Annotated in this window: 22 protein-coding genes and 1 pseudogene; 11 read left to right on the top strand and 12 right to left on the bottom strand. The window is 72.9% G+C overall.

What is annotated here, in order from left to right; translation table 11 throughout:
- The first annotated feature begins 42 nt into the window (after nt 1-42).
- The gene (locus Sco07f_RS26060; RefSeq protein ID WP_007388679.1) at nt 43-606 is read left to right on the top strand and encodes a L,D-transpeptidase; all 564 of its coding nucleotides are present in this window, start codon (nt 43-45) and stop codon (nt 604-606) included.
- Between the two features lies 1 nt (nt 607).
- Here Sco07f_RS26060 and Sco07f_RS26055 read toward each other — a convergent pair whose 3' ends face one another.
- The gene (locus Sco07f_RS26055; RefSeq protein ID WP_007388685.1) at nt 608-1,117 is read right to left on the bottom strand and encodes a DUF2165 domain-containing protein; all 510 of its coding nucleotides are present in this window, start codon (nt 1,115-1,117) and stop codon (nt 608-610) included.
- Between the two features lie 52 nt (nt 1,118-1,169).
- Between Sco07f_RS26055 and Sco07f_RS26050 the strand changes: the two genes are divergently transcribed.
- Nucleotides 1,170-1,844, top strand: coding sequence for a hypothetical protein (locus tag Sco07f_RS26050; protein WP_108989355.1), 675 nt, complete (start codon nt 1,170-1,172; stop codon nt 1,842-1,844).
- A 49-nt stretch (nt 1,845-1,893) separates the two neighbouring features.
- Here Sco07f_RS26050 and Sco07f_RS26045 read toward each other — a convergent pair whose 3' ends face one another.
- Together Sco07f_RS26045 and Sco07f_RS26040 are read right to left on the bottom strand one after the other, a co-directional pair.
- On the bottom strand, nt 1,894-3,048 hold the full coding sequence (locus tag Sco07f_RS26045; RefSeq protein WP_108989484.1) for a serine hydrolase domain-containing protein: 1,155 nt from the start codon (nt 3,046-3,048) through the stop codon (nt 1,894-1,896).
- A gap of 264 nt (nt 3,049-3,312) precedes the next feature.
- On the bottom strand, nt 3,313-3,663 hold the full coding sequence (locus tag Sco07f_RS26040; protein WP_174855412.1) for a DoxX family protein: 351 nt from the start codon (nt 3,661-3,663) through the stop codon (nt 3,313-3,315).
- 84 nt (nt 3,664-3,747) lie between these two features.
- Between Sco07f_RS26040 and Sco07f_RS26035 the strand changes: the two are divergent.
- From Sco07f_RS26035 to Sco07f_RS26025, 3 genes and pseudogenes are all read left to right on the top strand, one after another.
- Nucleotides 3,748-4,676 (top strand): annotated as a pseudogene (locus Sco07f_RS26035) (LysR family transcriptional regulator).
- 105 nt (nt 4,677-4,781) lie between these two features.
- The gene (locus tag Sco07f_RS26030) at nt 4,782-5,897 is read left to right on the top strand and encodes an ADP-ribosylglycohydrolase family protein (RefSeq protein ID WP_054103635.1); all 1,116 of its coding nucleotides are present in this window, start codon (nt 4,782-4,784) and stop codon (nt 5,895-5,897) included.
- A gap of 52 nt (nt 5,898-5,949) precedes the next feature.
- Entirely contained in the window at nt 5,950-6,360 is a 411-nt protein-coding gene (locus Sco07f_RS26025) for a VOC family protein (RefSeq protein WP_007450580.1), read from the top strand.
- Between the two features lie 97 nt (nt 6,361-6,457).
- Here the strand turns inward: Sco07f_RS26025 and Sco07f_RS26020 are convergent, their stop codons facing one another.
- The 3 genes from Sco07f_RS26020 to Sco07f_RS41365 all read right to left on the bottom strand — a co-directional run bounded on the left by Sco07f_RS26020 (nt 6,458) and on the right by Sco07f_RS41365 (nt 13,293).
- Nucleotides 6,458-8,044 (bottom strand): sodium:solute symporter family protein, encoded by a 1,587-nt coding sequence (locus Sco07f_RS26020; RefSeq protein WP_042826332.1) that lies wholly within the window; start codon nt 8,042-8,044, stop codon nt 6,458-6,460.
- 226 nt (nt 8,045-8,270) lie between these two features.
- On the bottom strand, nt 8,271-10,205 hold the full coding sequence (locus Sco07f_RS26015; protein ID WP_108989353.1) for a DUF8823 domain-containing protein: 1,935 nt from the start codon (nt 10,203-10,205) through the stop codon (nt 8,271-8,273).
- Nucleotides 10,206-10,422: 217 nt separating this feature from the next.
- The gene (locus Sco07f_RS41365) at nt 10,423-13,293 is read right to left on the bottom strand and encodes a D-alanyl-D-alanine carboxypeptidase (RefSeq protein WP_244942149.1); all 2,871 of its coding nucleotides are present in this window, start codon (nt 13,291-13,293) and stop codon (nt 10,423-10,425) included.
- A gap of 189 nt (nt 13,294-13,482) precedes the next feature.
- Here Sco07f_RS41365 and Sco07f_RS26005 point away from each other — a divergent pair, with 189 nt between their 5' ends.
- The 3 genes from Sco07f_RS26005 to Sco07f_RS25995 all read left to right on the top strand — a co-directional run bounded on the left by Sco07f_RS26005 (nt 13,483) and on the right by Sco07f_RS25995 (nt 15,767).
- Nucleotides 13,483-14,241: a GOLPH3/VPS74 family protein gene (locus Sco07f_RS26005; RefSeq protein ID WP_007388668.1), complete on the top strand. Its 759-nt coding sequence runs from the start codon at nt 13,483-13,485 to the stop codon at nt 14,239-14,241.
- Nucleotides 14,242-14,543: 302 nt separating this feature from the next.
- Entirely contained in the window at nt 14,544-15,401 is an 858-nt protein-coding gene (locus tag Sco07f_RS26000; protein WP_007388669.1) for a helix-turn-helix domain-containing protein, read from the top strand.
- 174 nt (nt 15,402-15,575) lie between these two features.
- Nucleotides 15,576-15,767 (top strand): DUF397 domain-containing protein, encoded by a 192-nt coding sequence (locus Sco07f_RS25995; RefSeq protein ID WP_007388670.1) that lies wholly within the window; start codon nt 15,576-15,578, stop codon nt 15,765-15,767.
- 93 nt (nt 15,768-15,860) lie between these two features.
- Here Sco07f_RS25995 and Sco07f_RS25990 read toward each other — a convergent pair whose 3' ends face one another.
- From Sco07f_RS25990 to Sco07f_RS25980, 3 genes are all read right to left on the bottom strand, one after another.
- Entirely contained in the window at nt 15,861-16,733 is an 873-nt protein-coding gene (locus Sco07f_RS25990) for a MerR family transcriptional regulator (protein ID WP_167468237.1), read from the bottom strand.
- Nucleotides 16,734-16,818: 85 nt separating this feature from the next.
- A complete protein-coding gene (locus tag Sco07f_RS25985; RefSeq protein ID WP_007388663.1) occupies nt 16,819-17,340 on the bottom strand; it encodes a glutathione peroxidase in 522 nt (173 codons plus the stop codon).
- Nucleotides 17,341-17,350: 10 nt separating this feature from the next.
- Nucleotides 17,351-18,334 carry an ArsR/SmtB family transcription factor gene (locus Sco07f_RS25980; protein ID WP_108989351.1) on the bottom strand — a complete coding sequence of 328 codons (984 nt, stop codon included), beginning with the start codon at nt 18,332-18,334 and terminating at the stop codon, nt 17,351-17,353.
- Between the two features lie 78 nt (nt 18,335-18,412).
- Here Sco07f_RS25980 and Sco07f_RS25975 point away from each other — a divergent pair, with 78 nt between their 5' ends.
- Together Sco07f_RS25975 and Sco07f_RS25970 are read left to right on the top strand one after the other, a co-directional pair.
- Nucleotides 18,413-19,642 carry an MFS transporter gene (locus tag Sco07f_RS25975; protein ID WP_108989350.1) on the top strand — a complete coding sequence of 410 codons (1,230 nt, stop codon included), beginning with the start codon at nt 18,413-18,415 and terminating at the stop codon, nt 19,640-19,642.
- Nucleotides 19,643-19,755: 113 nt separating this feature from the next.
- Nucleotides 19,756-20,847, top strand: a complete 1,092-nt coding sequence (locus tag Sco07f_RS25970; RefSeq protein WP_007388672.1) for a PP2C family protein-serine/threonine phosphatase — start codon at nt 19,756-19,758, stop codon at nt 20,845-20,847.
- A 61-nt stretch (nt 20,848-20,908) separates the two neighbouring features.
- Here Sco07f_RS25970 and Sco07f_RS25965 read toward each other — a convergent pair whose 3' ends face one another.
- The 3 genes from Sco07f_RS25965 to Sco07f_RS25955 form a co-directional block, all read right to left on the bottom strand.
- The gene (locus Sco07f_RS25965; protein ID WP_007388665.1) at nt 20,909-21,625 is read right to left on the bottom strand and encodes a DUF5701 family protein; all 717 of its coding nucleotides are present in this window, start codon (nt 21,623-21,625) and stop codon (nt 20,909-20,911) included.
- A 74-nt stretch (nt 21,626-21,699) separates the two neighbouring features.
- Nucleotides 21,700-22,383, bottom strand: a complete 684-nt coding sequence (locus Sco07f_RS25960) for a CatB-related O-acetyltransferase (protein WP_007388666.1) — start codon at nt 22,381-22,383, stop codon at nt 21,700-21,702.
- Entirely contained in the window at nt 22,380-23,279 is a 900-nt protein-coding gene (locus tag Sco07f_RS25955; RefSeq protein ID WP_007388667.1) for a Vgb family protein, read from the bottom strand. The genes Sco07f_RS25960 and Sco07f_RS25955 overlap by 4 nt, the downstream gene beginning before the upstream one ends.
- 70 nt (nt 23,280-23,349) lie before the next feature.
- Between Sco07f_RS25955 and Sco07f_RS25950 the strand changes: the two genes are divergently transcribed.
- Nucleotides 23,350-23,997 carry a TetR/AcrR family transcriptional regulator gene (locus Sco07f_RS25950; protein ID WP_007388673.1) on the top strand — a complete coding sequence of 216 codons (648 nt, stop codon included), beginning with the start codon at nt 23,350-23,352 and terminating at the stop codon, nt 23,995-23,997.
- Nucleotides 23,998-24,104: the final 107 nt, after the last annotated feature.

Below are 24,104 nucleotides of genomic sequence, written 5' to 3'. Positions count from 1 at the left end.
CCCGGTGTGTCGGGGTTCTCGTAGCTGAGGAGATGCGTGCCCGTGCCTGCCCGACTTCCCTCATGGGCGTGGGTCTCCGGTCTGACCGTGGGCGCGACAGCGGCGGTGACCGTCCTGGCCGTACAGGCGGACCGGGGACCCCACCCCACCGCCGCGGCGACCAAACCGAAGCCGTCGGCGTCGGCGGAAGCGCACCCCACGCCGAAGGAGACCGCCCCGGCCCCGGTACCGGCGGATTCCGGCACCGGGCGGCGCGTCGTCTACTCGGTGGGCAAGGACCGGGTGTGGCTGGTCGACGCCAGCGACGCCACCCGGCGTTCCTTCAAGGTGTGGCCGGGCACGGTCGACCCCGACCCCGGCAAGTACAGCGTCGGCACCCGCCGCCAGGATCCGACGACGGGCTCCGACGGGGTTCAGGTCGAGCAGATCATGTACTTCACCCAGGAGGACGGCGTCTGGGTCGCCTTCTCCAACGCGGTGGACGGGTCCTCGCCGCCGCCGCCCGCCGACGGTGCCAAGACCGGCGGCATACGGCTGCCCAAGGCGGACGGCGACGCGCTGTGGGAGTTCGGCACGTCCGGCACGACGGTCACCGTGGTCGCGTAGGTCACTGTGGGTTCGTGGTCTCCGCCTCGCCGGACGGCAGGTGGGCCACGATCAGCACGACGCCGCTGAACAGCAGCACCCGCGTCGCCGCGTCCAGGCCGTTCCAGTCCTCCGACTGCCACATCGCGAACCACTCCCCGCCGATCGCGAGGAACCCGGCGCCGAACAGCAGCATCAGCATGAGCGTGCCGTACGTGGTGAAGCGCCGCGCGGGGGCGTGCTGCCGGCGTATCCAGAGCCAGGTCGCCCAGATCAGCACGAGCGCGGCGGCGGTCTCCCAGACGATGATCGCCACGTAGGCGGTGTCCTGGAGCCCCTTGCTCGTGATCGCCCGCCACATCAGGTCGTCGTCCTTGAACGTGGTGTCCATGGCGAGGACGTGGTGCACGTACTGCTGGTTGTTGTCGAAGTCGGTGATGTTCCCGAGGGCCACGAGGGCGATGTAGAGGGCGAGCACCGCGGTGAGCACGGTGGACGCGAGTAACAGGGTGCTGCGGGGGATGTTGGTCATGGCAGCACTATCCCCAAGCCGGGAACCGGGCGAGTAGGTAGGGTCCCGGAACGTGATCTCTTCGAAGCGTTCCGTCGACGAGCTGCCCGGCAACCCGCGGAAGCTGAACCTGGAGTACCAGTCGTCGCACTTCGTCAGCTCGGAGGGGGACGAGAACGGCTTCGACGAATGGGATGTGTCCATCCGGTGGGGGCAGTTCCCGGAGATCGGCCGGATGAGGCTCTTCCGCCTGCGGATGGACGAGAGGTTCAGCCCGTTCCCGTTCTCCGACGCGGAGGCCTACGACACCCAGCTGTCCAACCTGGTCCTCGGCGTCTACGACCTCGGCCGGGGCGGATACCGCCAGGAGTTCCGGGACACCATGACGACCTGCGACGGCGACCTGCTCGTCCTCTTCGACGTGCGGCTGGATCCCGCCTGGCGGGGCTTCGGCCTCGGGCCGGTCCTCGCGGCCGAGGCCGTGTGGACCCTGGCCGACGGTTGCAGCGCCGTCATCACGGACACCCACCCCACGGAGTTCCCGGACCGTCCCAGGCCCGAGGCCGAGTACCGGCGGGCGGTCGAGAAGATCGCGGCGCTGTGGGAGAGCGTCGGATTCCGGCGCCGTGCCAGGCCCCTCGGCCACCTCCTGGACCCCGGGACCGACGAGGCGCGGAACCTGCGGAACGAGCGGCGCAGGGACCTCGACGCGCTCGCCGACGCCTGGCGCGAGTCGCTGCGCCGCTGAACCCGGCCCGCGTGCCCCCGGGGCAGGCGGACCGGGTCCGTGGCGGCAGCTACTCGCACACCGCCGTGTCCACCAGGTCGAAGACGTGCTGGTGGGCCGCCATCATGTCGGCCGGTTCGGCGGCCACCGAGCTGGACAGGGCCGTCGTCGCCACCGTGGCCGCGCGGCCGTCCCGCGTGGCGCCGCCGTAGGTCTCGTAGCCGTGGATGGAGCCGCCGTGGCCCCACAGCTCGACGCCGCAGGACAGGGGAGTGCGGAAGAGGCCCAGGCCGTATCCGGTGCCCGGCGCGGGGGCGCCCTCGGTGACCGGGACCGTGGTCTGCATCTCCTTCAGCTCGGCGGCCTCCAGCACCTTGCCGTCGAGCAGGGCGGAGAAGAAGCGGTTCAGGTCGCGCGGGGTGGTGACCAACTGCCCGGCGGACCAGGCCTGGGACGGGTCGAGGCGGGTGATGTCCGCCAGCGGCGCGCCGGGGGTGGCGGCGGCGTAGCCCTTGGGGTGGGCGCCCCGGATGCCGCGCTCGCCGACGTTCGGCCAGTAGGTGTCCTTCAGGCCGAGGGGGCGGATGATCCGGCCGGTGATCTCCTCGCCGAAGGGGCGGCCGGTGACCTTCTCGACGAGCAGGCCCGCCAGGACGTAGTTGGTGTTGCTGTACTGCCACTTCGCGCCGGGCTCGAACGCCGCCTTCTGGCTCAGGGCGAGGTCGATCAGGTCACGCGGGTTGTAGTACGTGTCGCGGACCTCGAACGGGTCCGGGCCCAGCGTCTGGACGTAGTCGGGCAGACCGCTGGTGTGCTGGAGCAGGTTCCGCACGGTGATGCGGCCGCCGTCGATGCCGTCGCCGCGCACCAGACCCGGCAGGTACGTCTCGATCGGCTCGTCCAGCTTCACCTTGCCCTCGCCGACCAGCTGGAGCACCACCGCCGCGGTGAGGGCCTTGGTGTTGCTGCCCGCCCTGACCTGTCCGTCGACCGGCACGGACGCGCCGGTCTCCAGGTCGCCGGTGCCGGCCGTGTAGTCGCGGACGCGTCCGTCGCGTCCCTGGTCGGCGACCAGTGCGGCGGGGAACCCGTCCTCGCGCACCAGGTCCTTCGCACCCTCGCGCACGGCGTCGCGGTGACCGGCGTGGCCCTGGGCGCCGTAGGCCAGGGAACCGGTCACGGCGAGGCCGCCGCCCAGGACCGCGAGCGCGGCGACCGCCGACAGCACGCGCCCGCGCCGCTTCCTCGGCCCGGACGGGACGGCGACGGAGGCGGAAGCGGGGGTGGAGGCGGAGGCGGAGGCGGAGGCGGAGGCGGAAAGACGGTCGGACACGGGGATCCTCTCAACAAGGCTGCTCTCGGAACGCCTTGAGCCTTTCGCGAACCGGCCGCCCGCTCGATGGGGCCAGGCGGCGGAAACGGGGTGTACCTTCCTCCACCCCCGACCGGCTGTCCGGCGGGCGGCCGGCCCGGCCCGGCGGCCGGTCCGTCACGCGGCCGCCCCCACGACGAGCGCCGCGGTGCCGAGCGCCAGGTATCCGAGGGGGAAGGCGATGTTGTGGAAGACCCGGGCGCGGAGGTGTGCGGCGACCGCGCCGACGAAGAAGAGGACGAGGCCGGCCGCCGCCGCGACGCCGAGCGGCCTGACGCCCAGCAGGCCGACGAGGAGCCCGGCGGCTCCTGCCCCCTTGAGGCCGGCCAGCCACGGGAGCCACGACGCGGGGACCCCCACCTCGGCCGAGTTGGCGAGGACGAACGGGGCGCGCAGCAGGTCCGCGACGGCGATCCCGGCATGGGCGACGATCGCCACGACGGTGACGGTCACGTAGGCGGTGTACACGGGCTCGCTTCCTTCCAGTGGTGTTCCTCCAGCCTCACCGGCGCCCACCGCGACGTCCAATACCTGCTTCTATAACCTGGTGGAATGGATGTCGACACCCGATTGCTGCGGTACTTCGCGACCGTGGCGGAGGAAGGCAGCCTGACCCGGGCGGCGATGGGGGTCCCCCCAGGCCGTTCAGGCACTGGGGGAGGCTGTACGTCTCCCAGCCCGCGCTGACCAAGCAGATCCGGCAGTTGGAGTCCGCACTGGGGGTGCCCCTCTTCACGCGCTCGCGCAGCGGCATGGCCCTCACCGAGCCGGGCCGGGCGCTCGCGGCGCGGGTGCCCGGTTTCCTCGCCGGGTGGCAGGCGGCACTGCGCGAGACGAGGTCCGCCGCGCGCCGGGCGGACCGGATCCTGCGGGTGGGCTTCCTCGCCAGCGCCGCCAACGAGGCGACGCAGCCGATCATCGCCGAGTTCGCCCGGCGCCGTCCGGACTGGCGGGCCGAGATGAGGCAGGCCGCGTGGTCGAACCCGACGGCGGGGCTGGCCGACTCGGACGTCGACGTCGCCCTGGTGCGGCTGCCGTTCCCCGGGCAGGAGACGCTGCGTGTGGTGGAGCTGTTCAGCGAGCCCCGCTGCGTGGCACTCCCCGAGAACCACCCGCTGGCCGGGCGCGGGACGATCGACTTCCGCGAGCTGTGGGACGAGCCCTTCGTGGCCGCCCCGCCCGAGACGGGCCCCTGGCGTGAGTACTGGCTGGCCGCCGACGAGCGCGACGACCACCCCGTGCGCATCGGCGCGGTCACCGAGCAGCCCGACGACTGGCTCACCGCGATCGCCAACGGCTACGGCGTCGCGCTCGCCCCCGAGTCGGCGGCCCGCTTCTACACCCGCCCCGGCGTGGTCCACCGCCCCGTCACCGGGATCGGTCCCAGCCGGGTCGCGGTCGCCTGGGCCCGCGCCGACGACGCCGACCCCGTCGTCCAGGACTTCGTCCGCTGCTGCCGCGAGGTGTGCGAGGGCACGTGAACGTTTCCACACCGTTCCGACCCTGACCGACCACTTCTGTTCGCATACAGTGCTGGACGTCGTACGTACGGACAGTGGTGTGGACAGTGCCGAGGGGAGGTCCGGGTGGGCGGGACGACCGGTGCCGTCTGGGGGCGTGCGGAGCAGCAGGACTTCCGCAGCCGGGTGCGCGGGACCCTGCTCGGCGTGGCCGTCGGGGACGCCCTCGGCGCACCCGTCGACTCCCTCGCCCTGGACGCGATCCGGGAGGCCCACGGTGCGGAGGGGCTGTCCGACCTGGCCCCCGCCCACGGCCGGCGGGGAGCCGTCACCCACCTCACGCAGCTCACCCTGTTCTCCGTGGACGGGCTGATCCGCGCCCAGGTACGACGCGACACCGGCGCTTGGCACCCGCCGACCGACCTGCACCGGGCCTACCGCCGCTGGGCCGCCACCCAGCGCGACTGGGGACCGGACCTGCGGCGCAAGGACGACGGCTGGCTGGCCCACGAGGAGTGGCTGTACGTCCGCCGGGACGCCCCGCGCTCGCTGCTGCTCGGCCTCGGCGACGAGACGATGGGCACGCCCGAGGCGCCGAAGAACCCCGACGAGCGCGGCCCCGAGGCCGCCGCCCGCTCGGCGCCGTTCGGGCTCCTGGTCGGCTGGGAGCCGCAACTGGTCGCCCAGCTCGCCGTGGAGTGCGCGGCGCAGACCCACGGCCACCCCGTGGGCTGCCTGGCGGCGGGCGCGTACGCGGTGATCGTGCACGGGCTGGCGCGGGGCGAGAGCCTGGACGCCGCCGTGCAGCGGGCCTTGGCGCTGCTCGCCGCCCGGCCGGGACACGAGCCCGTGGCGGATGCCCTCCAGCACGCGCTGGGTTCGGTGCGGCAGGGGCTGCCGACCCCGGCGCGGGTCACCGGGCTGCTCGGCGCGGGCACCGCGGAGGGCCTGGTCGGCGCCGCGGTGTACTGCGCCCTCGTCGGCGAGGACGTACGGCACGGGCTGCGGCTCGCCGTCAACCACGACGGCCCCTCGGCGGCGACCGGCGCGCTGACGGGCGGCCTGCTCGGCGCCCTGCACGGCGAGACGGCCCTGCCCCCGGCCTGGCTGGCCGAACTGGAGGGCCGCCCGACCCTCCTGGAACTGGCCGACGACTTCGCCATGGAGATGACCCAGGGCCCCGCCCTGCACGGCCCGGCGGGCTCGTCCCCCGGCTGGCTGTCGCGGTACCCGCGGGCGTAGGAGTCACGTTTCGAGAAGCGCCGTCCCGCGGGTCGCGGCTAGCGTGGCCGCCATGGACATCAGCATTCACACCACCGTGCTTCCGCACGACGACCCGGACGCGTCTCTCGTCTTCTACCGGGACGTCCTCGGCTTCGAGGTCCGCCAGGACGTCGGCAACGGCAGGATGCGCTGGATCACCGTCGGGCCGGCCGGTCAGCCGGACATCTCGCTGCTGCTCGCGCCGCCCGCCGCCGACCCCGGCATCACCGACACCGAGCGCCGCACCATCGCCGAGATGATGGCCAAGGGCACCTACGGCTGGATCCTCCTGGCCACCAAGGACCTCGACGGCACCTTCGAGAAGCTGCGGGCCGGGAACGCCGAGATCGTGCAGGAGCCGACCGAGCAGCCGTACGGCATCCGGGACTGCGCCTTCCGGGACCCCGCCGGCAACCAGATCCGCATCCAGGAACTGCGCTGAGCGCGACGCGGCCGATGACCACCCCCGTGGCCACCGGCCGCACGCGTCTCTCGGACAGGTCCCGCGACAGGTCCCGCGACAGGTCCTGAGACAGGCCCTAGTCGCCCACCCGGCTGCGGCCCACCGCGTCGTCCACCCCGCCCGCCGGCGTCGGGATCGCGGCCGCCGCGCCGGAGGCGTCGTCGCCGTCCCCGTCGGTGTTGACGCGCTCGATGATCGCGAGCCGCTCCGGGGTGTCCTCCGGCTTCAGGTAGCCGACCACGATGTAGAGGACGAGCGAGACCGCCAGCGGGATGGAGACCTGGTACTCCAGCGGCACCCCGCCCTCCACGCTCCAGCTGATCGGGTAGTTGACCAGCCAGAAGGCGACCAGACCCAGGCCCCAGCTGGTGAGCGCCGCCGTCGGGCCCGAGCGGCGGAAGGGCCGCAGCAGGCCGAGCATCATCGGGATCGCGATCGGGCCCATCAGACCGGCGACCCACTTGATCACGACGGTGATGATGTCCTTGAACGTCGGCGAGTCGACCTGCGTCGCCACCGCCATCGACAGACCGAGGAAGATCACCGTCGTCAGCCGGGCCGCCAGCAGCCCCGACCGCTGTCCCCAGCCGCGCGCCCGCTTCGACAGCACCGGCGCCACGTCACGGGTGAAGACGGCCGCGATGGCGTTGGCGTCCGAGGAGCACATGGCCATGGTGTGCGAGAAGAAGCCGACGATGACCAGCCCGAGCAGCCCGTGCGGCAGCAGCTGCTCGGTCATCAGGGCGTAGGAGTCGGAGCCGTCCGCCTTCTGCGACTCCACCAGCAGCGGCGACATCCACATCGGGAAGAACAGCACCACCGGCCAGACCAGCCACAGCACCGCCGAAAGGCGTGCCCCCCGCGCCGCCTCGCGGGCGTTGGCCGTGGCCATGTAGCGCTGGGCCTGGTTGAGCATGCCGCCGTTGTACTCGAAGAGCTTGATGAAGAGGAACGCGAGCAGGAACACCGTCCCGTACGGGCCGACCAGCGGTTTCCCGTGGCCCTGGAGGGCGGGCTCGTCCCAGACGCCGAAGAAGCCGCCGTGGTCGCCGAGCTTCATGACGACGGCCACGAACATCGCGACACCGGCCAGCAGCTGGATGACGAACTGTCCCAGCTCCGTCAGCGCGTCCGCCCACAGGCCGCCGATCGTGCAGTAGATGCCCGTGATGACGCCGGTGATCAGGATGCCCTGGTTGAGCGTGATGCCGGTGAAGACCGACAGGAGCGTGGCGATGGCCGCCCACTTCGCGGCCACGTCCACGATCTTCAGCAGCATGCCGGACCAGGCCAGCGCCTGCTGGGTGGGCAGGTTGTACCGGTTCTTCAGGTACTCCAGCGGCGAGGCCACGTGCAGCCGCGAGCGCAGCCGGTTGATGCGCGGCGCGAACAGCTTGGAGCCGATGGCGACGCCGAGCGCGATGGGGAACGACCACGTCACGAAGGACGTGACGCCGTAGGTGTAGGCGATGCCGGCGTAGCCGGTGAACATCACCGCGCTGTAGCCCGACATGTGGTGCGAGATGCCGGACAGCCACCAGGGCATCTTGCCGCCGGCCGTGAAGAAGTCGCTGACGTCGTCCACGCGTTTGTGCGACCAGACGCCGATCGCCACCATGACGGCGAAGTAGCCGATGAGCACGGACCAGTCGAGACCGTTCATGTGCCCCCTTCCGGGGTCCGCCTTGTGAACTCCGCTCAGCCGGTTGGCACTTCGCTTGAGCGGGGTAAGGGCGTGGCAGGCCGCGAAGTGCCCGCTCATCGTGAGTGCGCCGACGCGGGCACGACAAGGAAGCGGAACGTCAAGAGGAAGTAAAAAGGTTCGGCTTGCTGATTGCCGTTCACCTACATGAACAATGGGGCGGCCTCCGAAGAGGCCGCCCGGTGCGCTACTTCAGCTCGTCGGGGCACGGCGTGCCCCGCTTCAGCCCGTACGGCGCCGACAGCCGGTACGTGCCCGCCTCGGGGGCGACGAGCGTCGTCCACACGTCGCCGTCGGCGGTCTCCTCGGTCTCCGTCACACAGCCGTTGACGTTGTCGTACGTCTTCGGCGTGCCCTCCGGGGCGTTCTTGGAGGCCTCCGTCTCCTGCGGCGGCTTCAGCTTGTTGCCCTCCTCGTCGACGAGGCTGAGCCAGGGCGAGTACGGCATCCGGACCAGGATGCGTCCGGGCTCCTGCACGTCGATGACCCACTCGTCCTGCTCGGCGCGCCGGACGATCGCGTCGGGCTCCGCCAGCGGCGTCGGGTCGGTCACCTTGAACAGCTGCCAGTTGGCGTCCCCCCACACCTGCTTCAGATACGGCAGGCCCCGTTGCAGCAGCTCCCGCTCGCGCTTGCCGCCGTCGCCGTCCGGTTCGCCCTTGGGCAGCACCACGTAGTGCACCGCCCAGCGCCGCAGCCACTCGTGGTAGTTCGCCGAGTTGAGCGTGTCGTCGTAGAAGAGCGGGTTGCGCTCCATGTCGGCCTGGCGGGTCCAGCCGCGGGCCAGGTTCACGTACGGCGCGAGCGCCGAGGCCTCCCGGTGGGAGCGGGCGGGCACGGCCTCCACCCGGCCCTGCTCCGCGCCGACCTTCTGGAGCTCGTTCACGAGCGGCGCCAGCTCGCGCGCCCAGGAGGCGGCGGGCTGGGTGTGGATGGCGTCGTCGGCCGACTTGAAGCCGATCCAGCCCGCGAAGCCGACGAGCGAGACCACCAGCGCGTACCACTTGCGCGACTTCGGCACCGTGAAGGGCAACGCCGCCACCAGCGCCACCCCGGCGAAGAGCATCGCCAGCCGGGTGATGTTGGAGCCGATCTGCGAGCTGATCAGCCAGACCAGCAGCACGGCCAGGCCGTAGACCGCCGACGTGATCCGCACGGTCGTCCAGGTGCGCGGCACGAACCAGTACACCAGGCTCGCGTAGAGGATCGGCAGCACCGCCGAACCGAACCCCATCGGCTGCGTGCCGGAGAAGGGGAACAGCACCGCCGACAGCGCGACGACCACGCTCGGCGCCACGCCCAGCGACCAGGCACCCGGGCGGCGCTTCTGGAGGAACAGGGCCACCGCCACCAGGCCCACGAACAGTCCCGAGACCGGCGAGGCCATGGTCGACAGGGCGGCCAGCGGCGCCGCGCACAGTCCCTTGGCCCAGCGCTCGTGCCGCCAGCGGTAGGGCCAGCAGAACACGGCGGCGACCGCGCCGAGCCCGAACATCATGCCGAGCCCGAACGTCACCCGGCCCGACACCGCGTTGGCCAGCAGCCCGAACAGGCCCGCCAGCGACGCCCACAGCGGATTGCGGACCACCCGGCTGCGGATCAGGATCATCGTCAGCAGCCCGGCCGACACCGTCCCCGCGATCATCATCGTCGTGCGCACGCCGAGCACCGACATCAGATACGGCGAGATCACGCTGTACGACACCGGGTGCATGCCGCCGTACCAGGCGAGGTTGTACGCCGAGTCCGGGTGCCGGCCGACGAACTCGGCCCACGCGTCCTGCGCCGCGAGGTCGCCGCCGCTGTTCGCGAACGTGAAGAACCACACTATGTGGAGCACCCCGGCCAGGGCGGTCACGGACAGCACGGGGTGGCGCAGCATGCGCTCGCGCAGGGCCATGAGTGCGGTGTTCACGGCCGACTCCGCCTTCGGCCCGACGGGTTCGGGCCGGGCCGGCCGGGACCCGGAAGAGCCGGACCCGGAAGCCCCGGACCCGGGAGGACCGTCCCCGGAAGGGCGGGGTTCACCGTCGTCCCTGCGGGGCTCGGGTACGCGTGGTCGCGGGCCGGCTCCCGGGCCCGGATCGGCGTCGTCGGCGCGTGTCGGCTCCGCAGTGGCCACCTGAAGGCACTCCCCGTGTCCCGTCTTCTGCTTTGGGCCGTGTCCCGTTCCCACGACCGGCGACTGCCCCGTTTCGTGACGCTAGCACGCGGCCCCGCACAGTTTCCTCCTCCGTTTCGGGACCCTCCCGGTCCTGGCGGAAGCGGACGCCCCCGCGGCCGGGTGGCCGCGGGGGCGTCGGGGACGGGGGCGTCGCTCCGGCCCGGCGGGCCGGTCGTCAGCCCAGGCGGGTCAGCTTGTCCGAGAGGCCGGGCTCGACGAGGTCGTCCCGCAGCGCCACCGGCACCTTCACGGCGCCGCTGGTGCCGCCGTCGCCGACCGTGAGGGTGCCGACCTTGGTACCGGCCTTCGCGGCGTGCGGGAGCTCGTCCGCGTCGAAGGTCAGCTTCACGGTCAGCCCGCCCCAGCCGACGGCCTTGACGTCCTTCGTGGCGACGACCGGCGTACGGCCGCCGAGGCCGTCGTCGACGTACCCGACGACGCTCCCCTTCTTCAGGATCGTCGACGACTGGAGGGTGTCCTGCGCGGCCCGGATCAGCTCGTCGCTCGCGTCCAGCGCGGCGTCGAGGATGCCCCCGCCGACGTCAGGCTGGCGCACCACGGCCCCGACGATGGTCCGGGTCTCCCCGCCGACCTCCTTCTTCGCCGCGAAGACGAGGTTGCCGAGGGCGGAGGTGGTGGTGCCGGTCTTGATGCCGACGACGCCGTTGTGGCCGACCAGATGGTTCCAGTTGCCGTGGTTGACGCCCTTGTAGTCGTTGTACGACATCATCGCGGCGACCTCGCGGAAGGCGGGCGACTTCATCGCCGCCTTGGCCAGCTTCACCTGGTCCACGGCCGTGCTCACCGTCGTGTTGTTCAGCCCCGACGGGTCGGTGTACGTCGTGTTGGTCATGCCGAGGTCCTTCGCGGCGGTGTTCATCTTCTCCACGAACGCCTTCTCCGAGCCGGCGTCCCAGCGGGCCAGCAGGCGCGCCACGTTGTTCGCGGACGCGATCAGGACGGCCTTGAGGGCCTCGCGCTGGGAGATCGAGTCACCGGCGTAGACGTTGACGGTGGACTCGTCGCCCGCGTCCGACTGGTCCTCCGCCGCCTGGTCGATCTTGATCTTCGGACCCTCGGCGCCGCTCTTGAGCGGGTGGTCGCGCAGGATGACGTACGCGGTCATGACCTTGGCCACGCTCGCGATCGGCACCGGCTTCTGGTCGCCGGACGAGCCGAACGAGCCGATGCCCTGCACGTCGAGCGCGGCCTGACCGCTCTCGGGCCACGGAATCTGCGGCTTGCCTCCGTCGAACGTGAAGCTGTCCTGTGCCGTGAGGTCGAGGGTCGGCGCGGGCAGCGGGCGCATGGACTGCACGACGCCGAGGATGATCACCAGCAGGGCGACCAGCGGCGTCCAGATCTTGACCCGGCGCACCGTCGTCCGCAGCGGCGTCTCCGGGGGCGGCGGGGTGTTCGTCAGCTCCGCCAGCAGGTCCAGCGGCGGCTTGGGCGGCAGCGGCTGCTGGGTGGTCCGGTCGGGACCGACGTGCGGCCTGGCGGCGGTGACCCCGGTACGGGGCGCCTGCGGCGGCTTGGGCCCCGAGGAGGGGGCCTTGGGCGCCTCCGTGGCCTGGGCGGCCTGCGGGGGCTTGCGGTTCGCCGGGTCGTCCGGATTCCGCAGCGCCACGAACTTGCTGGTCCGCTCGGCGTCACCCTCGGACCGCGCGGGCGCGTCGCCCTGCTGCCCGGCCTTCCCGGCGGCGGAGGCGGCGTCCCCCAGCTTCAGCATGGTCGTCGGCTGGTCCACGGCGGGCTTGTCCAGCTTCGGCGCCTTGAACACGGCGGTGGGCTGATCCACCGGCGGCGCGCTGTCCCCGCGGTCGCCGTCGTCACCGTCGGTGCCACGGCCGCCGTCGCTGCCGCGGTCGCCGTCGTCGCCGTCCCGTCCGGAGTCCGGCTTCACGTCCGAGCCGGGGTCCGGCTCAGGGCGGGGCTTCGGGCCCGGCTTCCGTTCCGGGGCCGGTCCCGAGTCCGAGCCCGAGCCCGAGTCCGAGCCCGAGACGGCAGCGGAGCCGGCGGCCGTGGCCGGTCCCGCGTCGGCGGCCGGTTCCTTGTCCCCGCCCGACGCGGAGCCCGCGTCGGAGCCGGAGTCCGATGCCGGGTCCGAGGCGGAGTCCCTGCCGGGTGCCGAGTCCGGAGCCGGGGGAGCGTCGGCGTCGGAGCCGGAGTCCGGCACCGAGTTCGAGTCCGAGACGGCAGCGGAGCCGGCGTCCGTGGCCGGTCCCGAGTCGGTGTCGCTGCCGGGTGCCGAGGGCGCGTCCGAGCCGGAGGGTGCGTCGGCGTCGGAGCCGGGGACCGACTCCGGGTCCGTGTCCGGAGCCGCGTCCCTGCCCGAGGCGGAGCCGGACACCGAGTCCGCGTCGCCGTCCGAGCCGGAGCCGGAGCCCGGCTCCGAGTCGGTGTTCCCGCCGGGAGCCGAGGGCTCGTCCGAGTCGGCGGGCGCGTCGGCGTCGGCGTCCGATGCCGAGCCCGCGTCCGTGCCGGAGGCCGCGTCGGCCCCGGAGCCCGTGTCCGAGTCCGTGTCCGAGTCCGTGCGGGAGGCGCCGTCGCCGGACGCCGCCGTGCCCGCGGTGGCGTCCTTGCCGCCGTCCCGTGCGGGCTCCTCCGGGTCCCGCTCGTCCTCGAGCCGCGCGTTGGCGGCGGCCCGTTCGTCCGCGGTGGCCACCCAGGCCGCGACGGCGTCCCTGAGCCGGCCGTGGTTCCCGGCGGCGGGCACCGCGTCGTCGCCCCCGGCGGCCTCGGACGTCTCCGGGGCGGCGGACGCCCCGGCGTCGTCCTCGCCGGAGGTCTCCGCCTCCTGCTCCGGCTCGCGGACCGACAGCACCCGGGTCGCCGTGTCGACGCCGCCACCGGAACCGGACCCGGCGGACCCCGAGGAGCGCTTCGTGTCCTCCCGTGCCACGGCCAGCCGCGGATCACGCGTCTCGCTCGCCCCGGTCCTGGCTTCGGGAACCGGACCCGCGCTCCCCGACGTCGGTTCTTCCGACGACTCGCGCTGCTTCGACCTGTCGGGGGACTCGCCCGCCACCGATGCCTCCTCCATGCGCCGCACGACCTGTGCGCGCTACCGAACCCGTACCGAAACCATCTACCAGTGTCCTGGGTACGGGGGGAACCCACGCGGTAGACGAGAACGACATACCTACTGGTTCCACTACGAACCGGTCACGCACCCTCGACAGACCAATGTGAGAGGGGTCACCCTGTCTGTCATCCACGCGGGGAGGCATGGATGGGCAGGAGCCGCAGAACACTTCCGGAGGAGCTTCTGCTGCTGGCGTTGGACCCGACCACGGGTACCACCGCACAGCCGCAGTCGCTCGACCTCGGTCTGGCCGGAGCACAGCTGGTGGAGCTGGCGCTGGCCGGACGGATAGCCCCAGACGGGGATCGTATCGCCGTGGTGGCCCCACGGCCGACAGGAGATCCAACACTGGACTGCGCGTTGGAGTTGCTGCGAAGGCGTGGCGCTCCGGTACGGGCGGTCAACTGGATTGGCGGACCCCGCCTGGGGCTGCGCCAGACCTATCTCTCGCATCTGGAGCGATGCGGCATGGTGCATGCCGTGGAGGGCCAGATGTGCGGGGTGCTGCCGACGACTCGCTACCAGGCGACGGACACGGCGATCAGCAGGGAGATCAAGGCCCGGCTGGACTCGGCGATCCGCACCGGCGTACCGCCGGACCCGCGGACCGCGGCGCTCGCCGCGCTGGCCCACGCGGTCGGACTCGGCAAGCACCTCTACCCGGGCAACGAAGGACGCTCGTCGCGGTCCCGGCTGCGGGACCTCATCCGGCACGACCCCATGGGCGGCCTGGTGGCGCACGCGGTGATGGACGTCCAGAACGGCGCTGCGGCACAGCCACGCCGCAGTCCGGCCCCGGCCGGCCGCCAGGCCCCGGGACCGGGGGCGAGGCCCGCCCCGGAACCCGCCCGCGGTGTTCCGGCGCAGCCGCGCCACGGATCCATGGCGCGGGCGGTGGCCCACTAGCCCGACGGGCGCACCGCACGACCGCACCACAGCACCGCCGCACCGCCAGTCCCCAAGCCCGGTCACGGGAGCCGCAGAGGTCCGCGCGGGGCGGCGGGACCGACCGTACGTCCGGCCCACCCGGACTGCGGAAAGGTTCCGCCGCCCCGCGCGGCCGCATGCGGGGGTGGTGCCCCGAACTGGCGTGTACGCGGCGCATATCGACCGTTTCCCAGCGGTACAAAGCACCTTGGTGGCAGTCTGCTCAGCAGCAGATACACAAAGTGGCAAGTACGAGTCACCCAGCCGGAGGTGCACGTCCCGTGGCGTCGAGTGTCAATCCCACCGTAAGGCGGCGTCGGCTGGGCCAGGAGCTGCGCCGGCTCCGCGAGCAGAAGGGCATGACGGCCGAGGAGGTCGCCGAGCGGCTGCTCGTCTCCCAGTCGAAGATCAGCCGCCTGGAGAACGGGCGGCGCAGCATCAGCCAGCGCGACGTCCGCGACCTGTGCGGCGTGTACGAGGTCGAGGACCAGCGGATCGTCGACTCGCTGATGCAGATGGCGAAGGACTCGCGCCAGCAGGGCTGGTGGCACGCCTTCGGGGACATCCCGTACAGCGTGTACATCGGCCTCGAGACCGACGCCGAGTCGCTGCGCACCTACGAACCCCAGATCATCACCGGCCTGTTGCAGACCCGCCCCTACGCCGAGGCACTCATCCAGGGCGCGTTGCCCGAGACGTCGGTCGCCGACGTGGAGAAACGGGTGCAGGTCCGCATACGGCGGCAGGAGCGCATCTCCGCCGAGCACAACCCGCTGCGGCTGTGGGTGGTCCTCGACGAGGCCAGCCTGCGCCGGGTGGTGGGCGGCAAGCAGGTGATGCGGGAACAGCTGGAACACGTCGCCGAGATGTCGCAGCTGCCGCACATCACCGTGCAGGTGCTGCCGTTCGACGTCGGCGCGCACCCCGGCATCAACGGCCAGTACTCCATCCTGGAGTTCGCCGACACGGCCGACTCCAGCGTGGTGTACATCGAGGGCGTGACCAGCGACCTGTACCTGGAGAAGGCGCCGGACGTGCAGAAGTACACGGTGATGTACGAGCATCTGCGGGCCCAGGCGCTGAACGTGGAGCAGTCGCGGCAGCGCATCGAGGACGTGGCGAAGGAGTACGCACGCTGAGCGGTGCGGCACAGTACACCCCTGCCACGATGTACTGGAAGACTCGCCTGGAACATGTCATCCGGTCGAGTGAATGGCTGCTCCGTCCGCGGAGGCCAGCGAGTAGCGTCGATCACGCCAAAGATCAAACGTCATTGGCGTGAACCACACCCGCGACTCGCCATCGGAGCAGACATGGCAATTCTTCAGGGCGCCCAGGAATCGTGGACCAAGTCCTCCTACTCCGGAGGAAACGGCGCGTGCGTCGAGGTCCGGTCACCGGTCGTGGCGGCGCTCGCCGTACGCGACTCCAAGGTGACCGGCGGCCCGGTCCTCGCGTTCCCCGCCGACGCGTGGAACACCTTCGTGACCTCGGTCAAGGAGTAGCGCCGCCGCGCGTCACCGGGCCGTACCGACGGCAGTGCCCTCTCGACCAGTTCGCCGACCTTGCCGAGAGGGCACCCGTCACCTCACCTCACGTCACCTCACCGGGAACGCCACGTCGCACACCGGGTCCTCGGGGCCCGCCGTCTCCCAGTCGGCGAAGTACACCTCGCGGCACGGCCCCGTCACCGTCAGGCCCTGCGCGGCGACCCACTCCTCCACCGCCCCGAAGGCGGCCAGGATCTGCGGATACTCCACCTGGGCCTTGGCGATCCGCGTGTAGGCCAGCCGCCCGGCCGGCTCCACCCGCACCCGCGACTGCCGGGCCCGTCCCCGCTCCTGGCTCCAGGCCCGCGCCGCCGCCTCGTCGGCGACCGGCACACAGGACTCGGCGGGACCGTCGCTCTCCGCCGACACGTCGGCGTGGTAGACGACGAACGGCGCCGCCGCCACACCCCCGCAGTCCCGGGCCGCCTCCTCCAGACGCCCCAGTGAGGCACCGATCCACGTCGGCAGCTCGTCCGCCAGCAGGTGCCGGGTCTCGCTGATCAGTACCTGCTCCGGCACGTCCACCGTCTCGACCACGAACTTTCCGTACACGTCGGAATCCCTTCCCGTCAGCCGTCCACGGAGGTAGTCGACGAGCGTGCGCTGCGCGGCCACCCGGGCCTCCACGTCCGTCCAGTAGACGTCGAGCAGACCGGCGGCCCGGTCGCCGTCCGCGTGGACCACCTCGGCGATCCGCGCGAGCGGCATGTCCAGCCGGCGCAACAGGGCCACGAGCCGGGCGTGTTCGGCCTGCCCGGCGTGGTAGTAGCGGTAGCCCGTGGTCTCGTCCACGTGGGCGGGCGCCAGCAGACCCAGCCGGTCGTACAGCCGCAGTGCCTTGGCCGACAGCCGGGCCCGCGCGGCGAACGCGCCGATGGTCAGCAACGCCTCCCCGTGCACCTCGCTCACGCCGTCACCCATGCCGTCGTCCACGTCGTCATCCTCCGTCACCGGGCGGCTGTTCCGCCCGGCGACGCAGACACTCGGGCTTGCCCCAGGGGGAAGGTCAACCGGCGAGGCGCGCCTCGACGGCCGCCACGACCTCGGCCGCCTCCGGCTCGGTCTGCGGGGAGAACCGGGCGGCGACCTTCCCGTCCCGGCCGATCAGGAACTTCTCGAAGTTCCAGCGGATGTCCCCGCTGTGCCCCTCGGCGTCCGCGAAGCCGGTCAGCCGGTCGTACAGCGGGTGCCGGCCCTCCCCGTTGACCTCCGCCTTCTCGGTCATCGGGAAGGTGACGCCGTACGTCGCCGAGCAGAACTCGGCGATCTCGTCGGCGCTGCCCGGCTCCTGGCCCATGAACTGGTTGCAGGGCACGCCGAGCACGGTGAACCCCTGCTCCGCGTACCGCTCGTGCAGCCGCTCCAGGCCGGAGTACTGCGGGGTGAGCCCGCACTTGGAGGCCACGTTCACCACCAGCACGACCCGCCCCGCGTACTGGGAGAGGTCTGCGGTCCCGCCCTGGAGGGCGCCGATCTCGACGTCGAGGGGAAGGCTGTCGTCGTTCCGCGTGTTCGGTGAGGTCGTCATGCACCGGATGCTAGTCCGGCCCCCTACGGCCCCCGCCGCCCGCCTCGACGAGCACCTCCCCGGCCGGTGTCCGCGAGTACAGCACCGACCGGCCCGCGCGCCGCCGCTCCACCAGTCCCGCGTCGAGCAGCACCCGCAGGTGCCGGCCGACCGAGCCGAGGCGCTGGCCGGTCACGCCGACCAGCTGGCTGGTGCTCATGGGGGTGGCGAGCAGCGTCAGCACGGCCGCGCGGGCCGGTCCGAGCAGCGCGCCGAGTGCGGCGGGCACGCGCCGGGCGCCGTCGTCCGCGAGGGTGCCCGCGCACGGGTAGACCACCGCGTACCGCTCGGGCTCCTTCCACGACACCCAGCCGTGCCGCTGCGGGGTGATCGGCACGAGGAGCAGCTCCGCCCCGGACAGCTCGCGCGGCGGGTACGGCCTCAGGTTGATCTGGAGCCGGTTGTCGCCCAGCCAGCGGGTGCCGGGCCGCAGGGCGTCCAGCACCGTGGCCCAGCCGCCCCGGCTCACCTGCGCGGTCCGCGCGACGACGTCCGCCTCCAGGACCCGGCGGCGCCGGTCCCAGTCCGGCCGCACCGCCTCCGCCCAGACCTCCTCGAGCAGCGCCGCGGCCCGCTCCGGCAGGTCGTCGCGGTCCAGGGCGGCCGGGAGCGGGCCTCCGACGGAGACCGTCAGACCGGCGCGGGCCTCGTCGGGGCGGGCCGCCCGGATCCGCGCCACGCCCTCCTCGAAGCTGAGGCCCTCGACCGGGACGGGGGTGAGGAAGTCGGCGTTCCAGCCCCGGCCGAGACCCGCGTCGACGAGCAGCGCGGTCACCGGGTCGGCCGCCATCCGGCGCAGATGGGCGGGCCGGTGGGTGTCGAGCCACGCCCGTTCGCCGGGATGTGCGGCCACCCCGGCGTGCAGCAGCTTCAGACAGGCGAGGGTCTCGTCGAGCGGCGACACGACGAAACGGCTCCGGGCGAGCGTGTCGGCGTTGACCTCCCACCAGCCCATGGCCCGCCCCCTCCCGCCACCTTTCGCGTCCGCGCGAAACATTAACCGCCGGTCCGGCGGGCGCCCCACACTCCCCGCATGCCCGACACCAGCCGCAGAAGCTACGCGGACCTCTTCCGCACCCCGGAGTTCAGCCCCCTCTTCCTCTCCTCCGCCGCCAACCTCGCCGCCCAGACGGTGAGCGGCCTCGCCCTCGGCACGCTGGTGTACCGCGCGACGGACTCGCCGCTGCTCTCCGCGCTCAGCATGTTCGGCCCCGCGCTCGCCCAGGTGCTGGGCGCCATGTTCTTCCTCTCCGGCGCCGACCGGCTGCCCCCGCGTGCCACGCTGGCCGGCCTCTCGGCGGCCTTCGCCGTCATCACCGCGGCGCTCGCGCTGCCCGGCCTGCCGGTGTGGGGCATGCTCGCCCTCGTCCTGGTCAAGGGCCTGATCGCCTCCGTCGGCGGCGGGGTCCGCTGGGGGCTGCTGACCGAGATCCTCGCCAAGGACGGCTACCTGACCGGGCGTTCGCTCTTCAACATGATGAACGGCGTCCTCCAGATCGCCGGTTACGCGGTCGGCGGCGTCCTGCTGACCCTGCTGGCACCGCGCCTGTGCCTGCTCCTCGCGGCCGGTCTGTACGCCACGGCCACCTGCGTCGCCCTGCGGCTGACCCGGCGCCCGCCCCGCACCGCGGGCCGCCCCTCCGTACGGGCCACCTGGCGTGCCAACTCCCGCCTGTGGTCCGCCCGCCCGCGCCGCCACGTGTACCTGGCCCTGTGGATCCCCAACGGCCTCGTCGTCGGCTGCGAGTCCCTGTACGTCTCCTACGACCCCCGCGCCGCGGGCACGCTGTTCGCCTGTGCCGCGCTGGGCATGCTCGCCGGGGACGTGACCGTCGGCCGGCTGCTCCCGGTCCGGCTGCGCCCACGCCTCGGCGTCCCGCTCTTGGTGCTGCTGGCCACGCCGTACCTCGTCCTGTTCCTGCGTCCGCCGCTGCCGCTGACGGCCGTACTGGTCGCCCTGGCCTCCGTCGGCTTCGGCGCGAGCCTGGTGCAGCAGGAGCGCCTGGTGACCCTGACCCCCGACGACCTCTCCGGACACGCCCTCGGGCTGCACTCCGCCGGGATGCTCACCATGCAGGGCGTCGCCGCGACGCTGGCCGGCACGGTCGCCCAGTTCACCTCACCGGCGACGGCCATGACCGTGATGGCGCTCGCCTCGCTCACGGTGACGCTCACGCTGACGGTGGTGAGCAGGCGCAACGCGCCCGACGGCGGGCTGCTGCCGACGCGGGCGGCGGCTGCGGCTCGGCCTCGATTGGGTTAAGGAGCGCCGGGAAACTCCTGTTCGTTCCGCCCCTTGCCTAGGGTGAGAGGCTGGGGAGGGCGCCTGAGGACAGGGAGAGGGCGGCTCTTGAGCGCTGCGACACCGGAGTAGTCATGACCGTTGAGAAGACGCCGTCCGGTTCCGCGGTGCTGCTGTCCTGGATGCCCGCCGCCGCCATGGCCGTGGTCGCCGTCGTGGACGTCACGGCCGGACCGGGGGTGGGGCTGCTGCCCCTGGTGTCGCTGGGCCCCGCCTTCGCCGGACTGGTCGGCGGCTGGCGGCGCACCGCGGTGATCGGACTGGTCGCGCTCCTGCTCTGTGTCGGCCTCGGCATGTACAACGGGCTCTTCGACCGCCCCCGCGGCTACACCGCCATGATGTCGGTGGCCGGCGTGACCGGCGTCGGCATCGCGGCGGCCGTGATGCGTTCGCGCCGCGAGGCCGAGCTGGCCAGCGTGCGCTCGATCGCGGAGGTGGCCCAGCGGGTCCTGCTGCGCCCGGTCCCGCTGACCGCGGGCCCGCTGCACGCGGCCGTCTCCTACACCTCGGCGGTCGCGGAGGCCCGGATCGGCGGCGACCTGTACGAGGTGGTGGCCTCGCCGCACGGCGTCCGGGTGATCGTCGGCGACGTCCAGGGCAAGGGCCTCGCGGCCGTGGAAACCGCGGCCCGTGTGCTCGGGGCCTTCCGGGAGGCGGCGTACGACGAGAAGGACCTGGTCAAACTGGGGGAGCGGCTCGAGCGCAGCGTCGCCCGGGAGCTGGAGGACGAGAAGTTCGTCACCGCCATCCTCGCCGAGATCGGCCACGACCACCGCGCCGTCCTCCTCAACTACGGCCACCCCGCGCCGCTGCTCGTCCACGGCGACGGCACCGCCGACTTCCCGGAGCCGCCCGCCCACGCCCTCCCGCTGGGCCTCGCCGCGCACGGCGGCCCCGGCCCCGACCCCTTCCCGGTGCCCTTCCTCCCGGGCGACCAACTGCTCCTCTACACCGACGGCGTCACGGAGGCCCGCGACGAGCGCGGCGACTTCTACCCGCTCGCCGACCGCGCCCACCTGCTGAAGGACCCCGACGCCCACCGCGCCCTCGACGCCCTGCGCGAGGACCTCGTACGGCACGCGGCGGGCCCCCACCACGACGACGCGGCGATGCTGCTGCTGCGCTACCAGGCGCCGGACGGCGGCGGGCCGGAGGCCGCGGCGTGACGCCACCACCCGGGCGGGCCGGAGGCCGCGGTGTGACGGCGGCACCCGGGCGGGACGGTGCTCAGGCGTGACGCGCCCCGGCGGAGGCCATACCGAGCCAGGTGTGCGGGTTGCCCTCCCAGCACCAGCCGAGCTTCGGGGCCCGCTTGCTGATCCAGAGCGCCGGGACCCGGCGGTCCCCGCACCGTGAACCGCCCATCGAGAAGCACTTGTTCTTGACCAGGATCTCCGGGACGTGGGTCAGCAGGGCGATGCCCTCCTCGATGGTGAGCAAGGTGCGGCCCCGCCCGGCGACGGTGGCCATCGCGTCACCCGGCACGACCCCGCAGAACTCCTCCCCGCGCTCGACGTCGAACAGCAGGTGGACGCCGTCCTTCCCGGGCGGCCGGGCCGGCTCGGTGGCGACGAACCGCTCCAGGGAGCCCGGTTCGAAGCTGCGGTCGACGAACCCGGGCAGCCGGCCGCCGTGCAGCGCGGTCAGGGGCATGGTCCGCTCGATCGGGGCCCGTTCGCGTCCCACGACCAGGACGAAGGGCACCCGGCCGGTGACGGCGGGGTCGTACGCCGCGGACGTCCCCGCGGACGCCGCGGAGTCCGTGCGGGCCACGGCCTCGGCGCGCAGCGGTGCGACCAGTTCGGTGAACCGCTCGGGCGAGTGGCCGGACAGCGCCGGATAGCCGAGCGCGACGAGGGTGCGGACCTGCCGGTCGAACTCGGCGGCGGCGTCGAAGACGGGGGCGGCGGCGTCGGAGGCGGGGGAGTGCGTCGGGTCGGTCAAGCGGGTGCTTCCTTCCGTGGGTCCTGCGGCGGATCGGTCCGGGGTACGGGCGGCGGGGGACGGCGTGGCAGCGGTCAGGGCAGCTCCTTCGTCGCGACGGCCTCGATCCCGGCCGGGGTGCCCGACATGATCGTCCGCACGTGGCGGGTGACCAGCTCGACCGGCCAGTCCCACCACGCGGCCCGTTGCAGCCGCGCGACGTCCTCGGCGTCGTACCGGGTACGGATGGGCCGGGCCGGACTGCCGCCGACCACGGTGTACGGCGGCACGTCCCCGGTCACCAGTGACCCGGCGGCGATGATCGCGCCGTCGCCGATGCGCACGCCGGGCATGACGGTGGCGCCGTAGCCGAACCACACGTCGTTGCCGACGACGGTGTCGCCGCGGCTGGGCATGCCGGTGACCAGGTCGAGCGTGGCCTCGGCCCAGGCGCCGCCGAACATGGTGAACGGGAACGTCGACACGCCCATGGTGGGATGCTCGGCCCCGGCCATCAGGAACCGGGTGCCGGTGGCGATCGCGCAGTACTTGCCGATGATCAGCCGCTCCGGACCGTAGGCGTAGAGCACGTTGCGGGTCTGGAAGGCGGTGGCGTCGTCGGGGTCGTCGTAGTAGGTGAAGTCGCCGACCTGGATGCGCTCGTCGGTGACGAGGGGCTTGAGCAGGACGACGCGCGGGTGCTGCGCGAGGGGATGCAGCACGTCCGGGTCGGGAGCGGCACCCGGAGCGGGCGCGGGCTCGGGGGCGGAGTCGGTCAAGGCCGGACCTCGATTCTGGCCAGGGAGCCGGTTTCCAGGGCGCACCACAGGGCGCCGTCGTGTGCGGTGATGCCGTGCGGTTCGCAGTCGGTGCGGGAGAGCGCGTAGGAGGTGATGTCGCCGTCGACGGTGATCCGGCCGACCCGGCCACCGCCCCACTCGGTGAACCACAGCGCGCCGTCGGGCCCGGCCGTCACCGCGTGCGGCCTGGCCGCGGGGTCGGGCAGCGGGTACTCGGTGACGGCGCCGTCGACGGTGATCCGGCCGATCCGCCCGGCCCCGATCTCGGTGAACCACAGGGCGCCGTCGGGACCCGCGGCGATGCCCACCGGCCCGGCACCCTCGGTCGGCAGCGGGTACGCGGTGCCGTGGCCGTCGGTGGTCAGCCGTCCCACGGCGTTGCCCTGGTTGAGCGTGCACCACAGGGCGCCGTCGGACCCGGTCGTGAGGGCGGACGGGAAGGCGCCGGGCGCCGGGTACTCGGTGACCTCGCCGTCCACGGTGACGCGGCCGACGCGGTCGGCGGAGGAGAGCGTGAACCACATCGCGCCGTCCGGTCCCGCCGTGATTCCGAACGGCCCGCCCCCGGGCGTGCGGGGCGCGAAGGACGCGTAGTCGCCCTCGGGGGTGAGGCGGCCGATGCGGTGCGCCCGGTACTCGGTGAACCACAGGGCGCCGTCCGGGCCCGCCGTGATCACGGTCGGCCCGTCGCCGACCGGGTGGACGGTGACCAGTCCGTCGTCCGGGCCCCTGCGGGCGACGGCGCCCCGGTGGACGAGGGTGAACCACAGGGCGCCGTCCGGTCCTTCGGTGAGCGCGTAGGGACCGGCGTCCGCGTCGCTCACGGTGAACTCCCGTACGGAGCCGGTGTCGTGACTCTCGTTGATTTCGTTCATCGAGAGTAAAGTTACCCCGAGGCGATCCTGTTAATCAACATAAAATTGCTACGGAGGTAAAATTCTCCCCATGGACCTGAACGACACCCCGCCGCTGGGCCTGCGCGAGACCAAGAAGCGCGAGACGCGGCAGCTGATCTCCGACCACGCCACCAGGCTGTTCATCGAGCGCGGCTTCGAGCACACGACGATCGCCGAGATCGCCGACGCCGCCCGGGTCGCCAAGAAGACGGTGACGAACTACTTCCCGCGCAAGGAGGACCTGGCCCTGGACCACCAGGACGAGTTCGTCGCCGCCCCGGCCGCCACCGTGACGGCACGCGGAGCCGGCGAGACGCCGCTGTCGGCCCTGCGCCGCGCCTTCCTGGCCGCCGTGGCGGCCCAGGACCCGGTCGCGGGCTTCGCCGGCGAGGCGTTCACCCGCATGATCGCCGACAGCCCCACCCTCACCGTGTGCCTGCGCGGTCTCCACGACCGGCGGGAGGAGGCACTGGCCGCCGCCCTGGCCGACGCGACCGGCACCCCGCCCGACGACATCACCCCCCGCACGGCCGCCGCCCTGCTCGGCGGGGTCCACCGCGTCCTGTTCGCCCGCATCCAGGAACTGACCCTGTCGGGGCGCGCCGGCCCGGAGATCGCCGAGGTGCTGGCGCGGGAGGCGCCCCGCGCCTTCGACCTGCTGACACCGGCCCTCGCGGAGTACGGGCGCCGCGCCTAGGAGGTGTCGTACGGGCCCTGCCGGCGCGGTCCGGCGCGGTCCGGCGCCCGGATGCGCGGTCACCCGCGCGGACGCAGACTGGCCGGGTGAGCGGATCGCAGACGGAG

The organism is Streptomyces coelicoflavus, from assembly GCF_003112555.1.
GTDB classification, from domain to species: domain Bacteria; phylum Actinomycetota; class Actinomycetes; order Streptomycetales; family Streptomycetaceae; genus Streptomyces; species Streptomyces coelicoflavus.
Note: the sequence above shows the minus strand (reverse complement) of the source record. Positions and strands in the feature narration are given on the sequence as shown.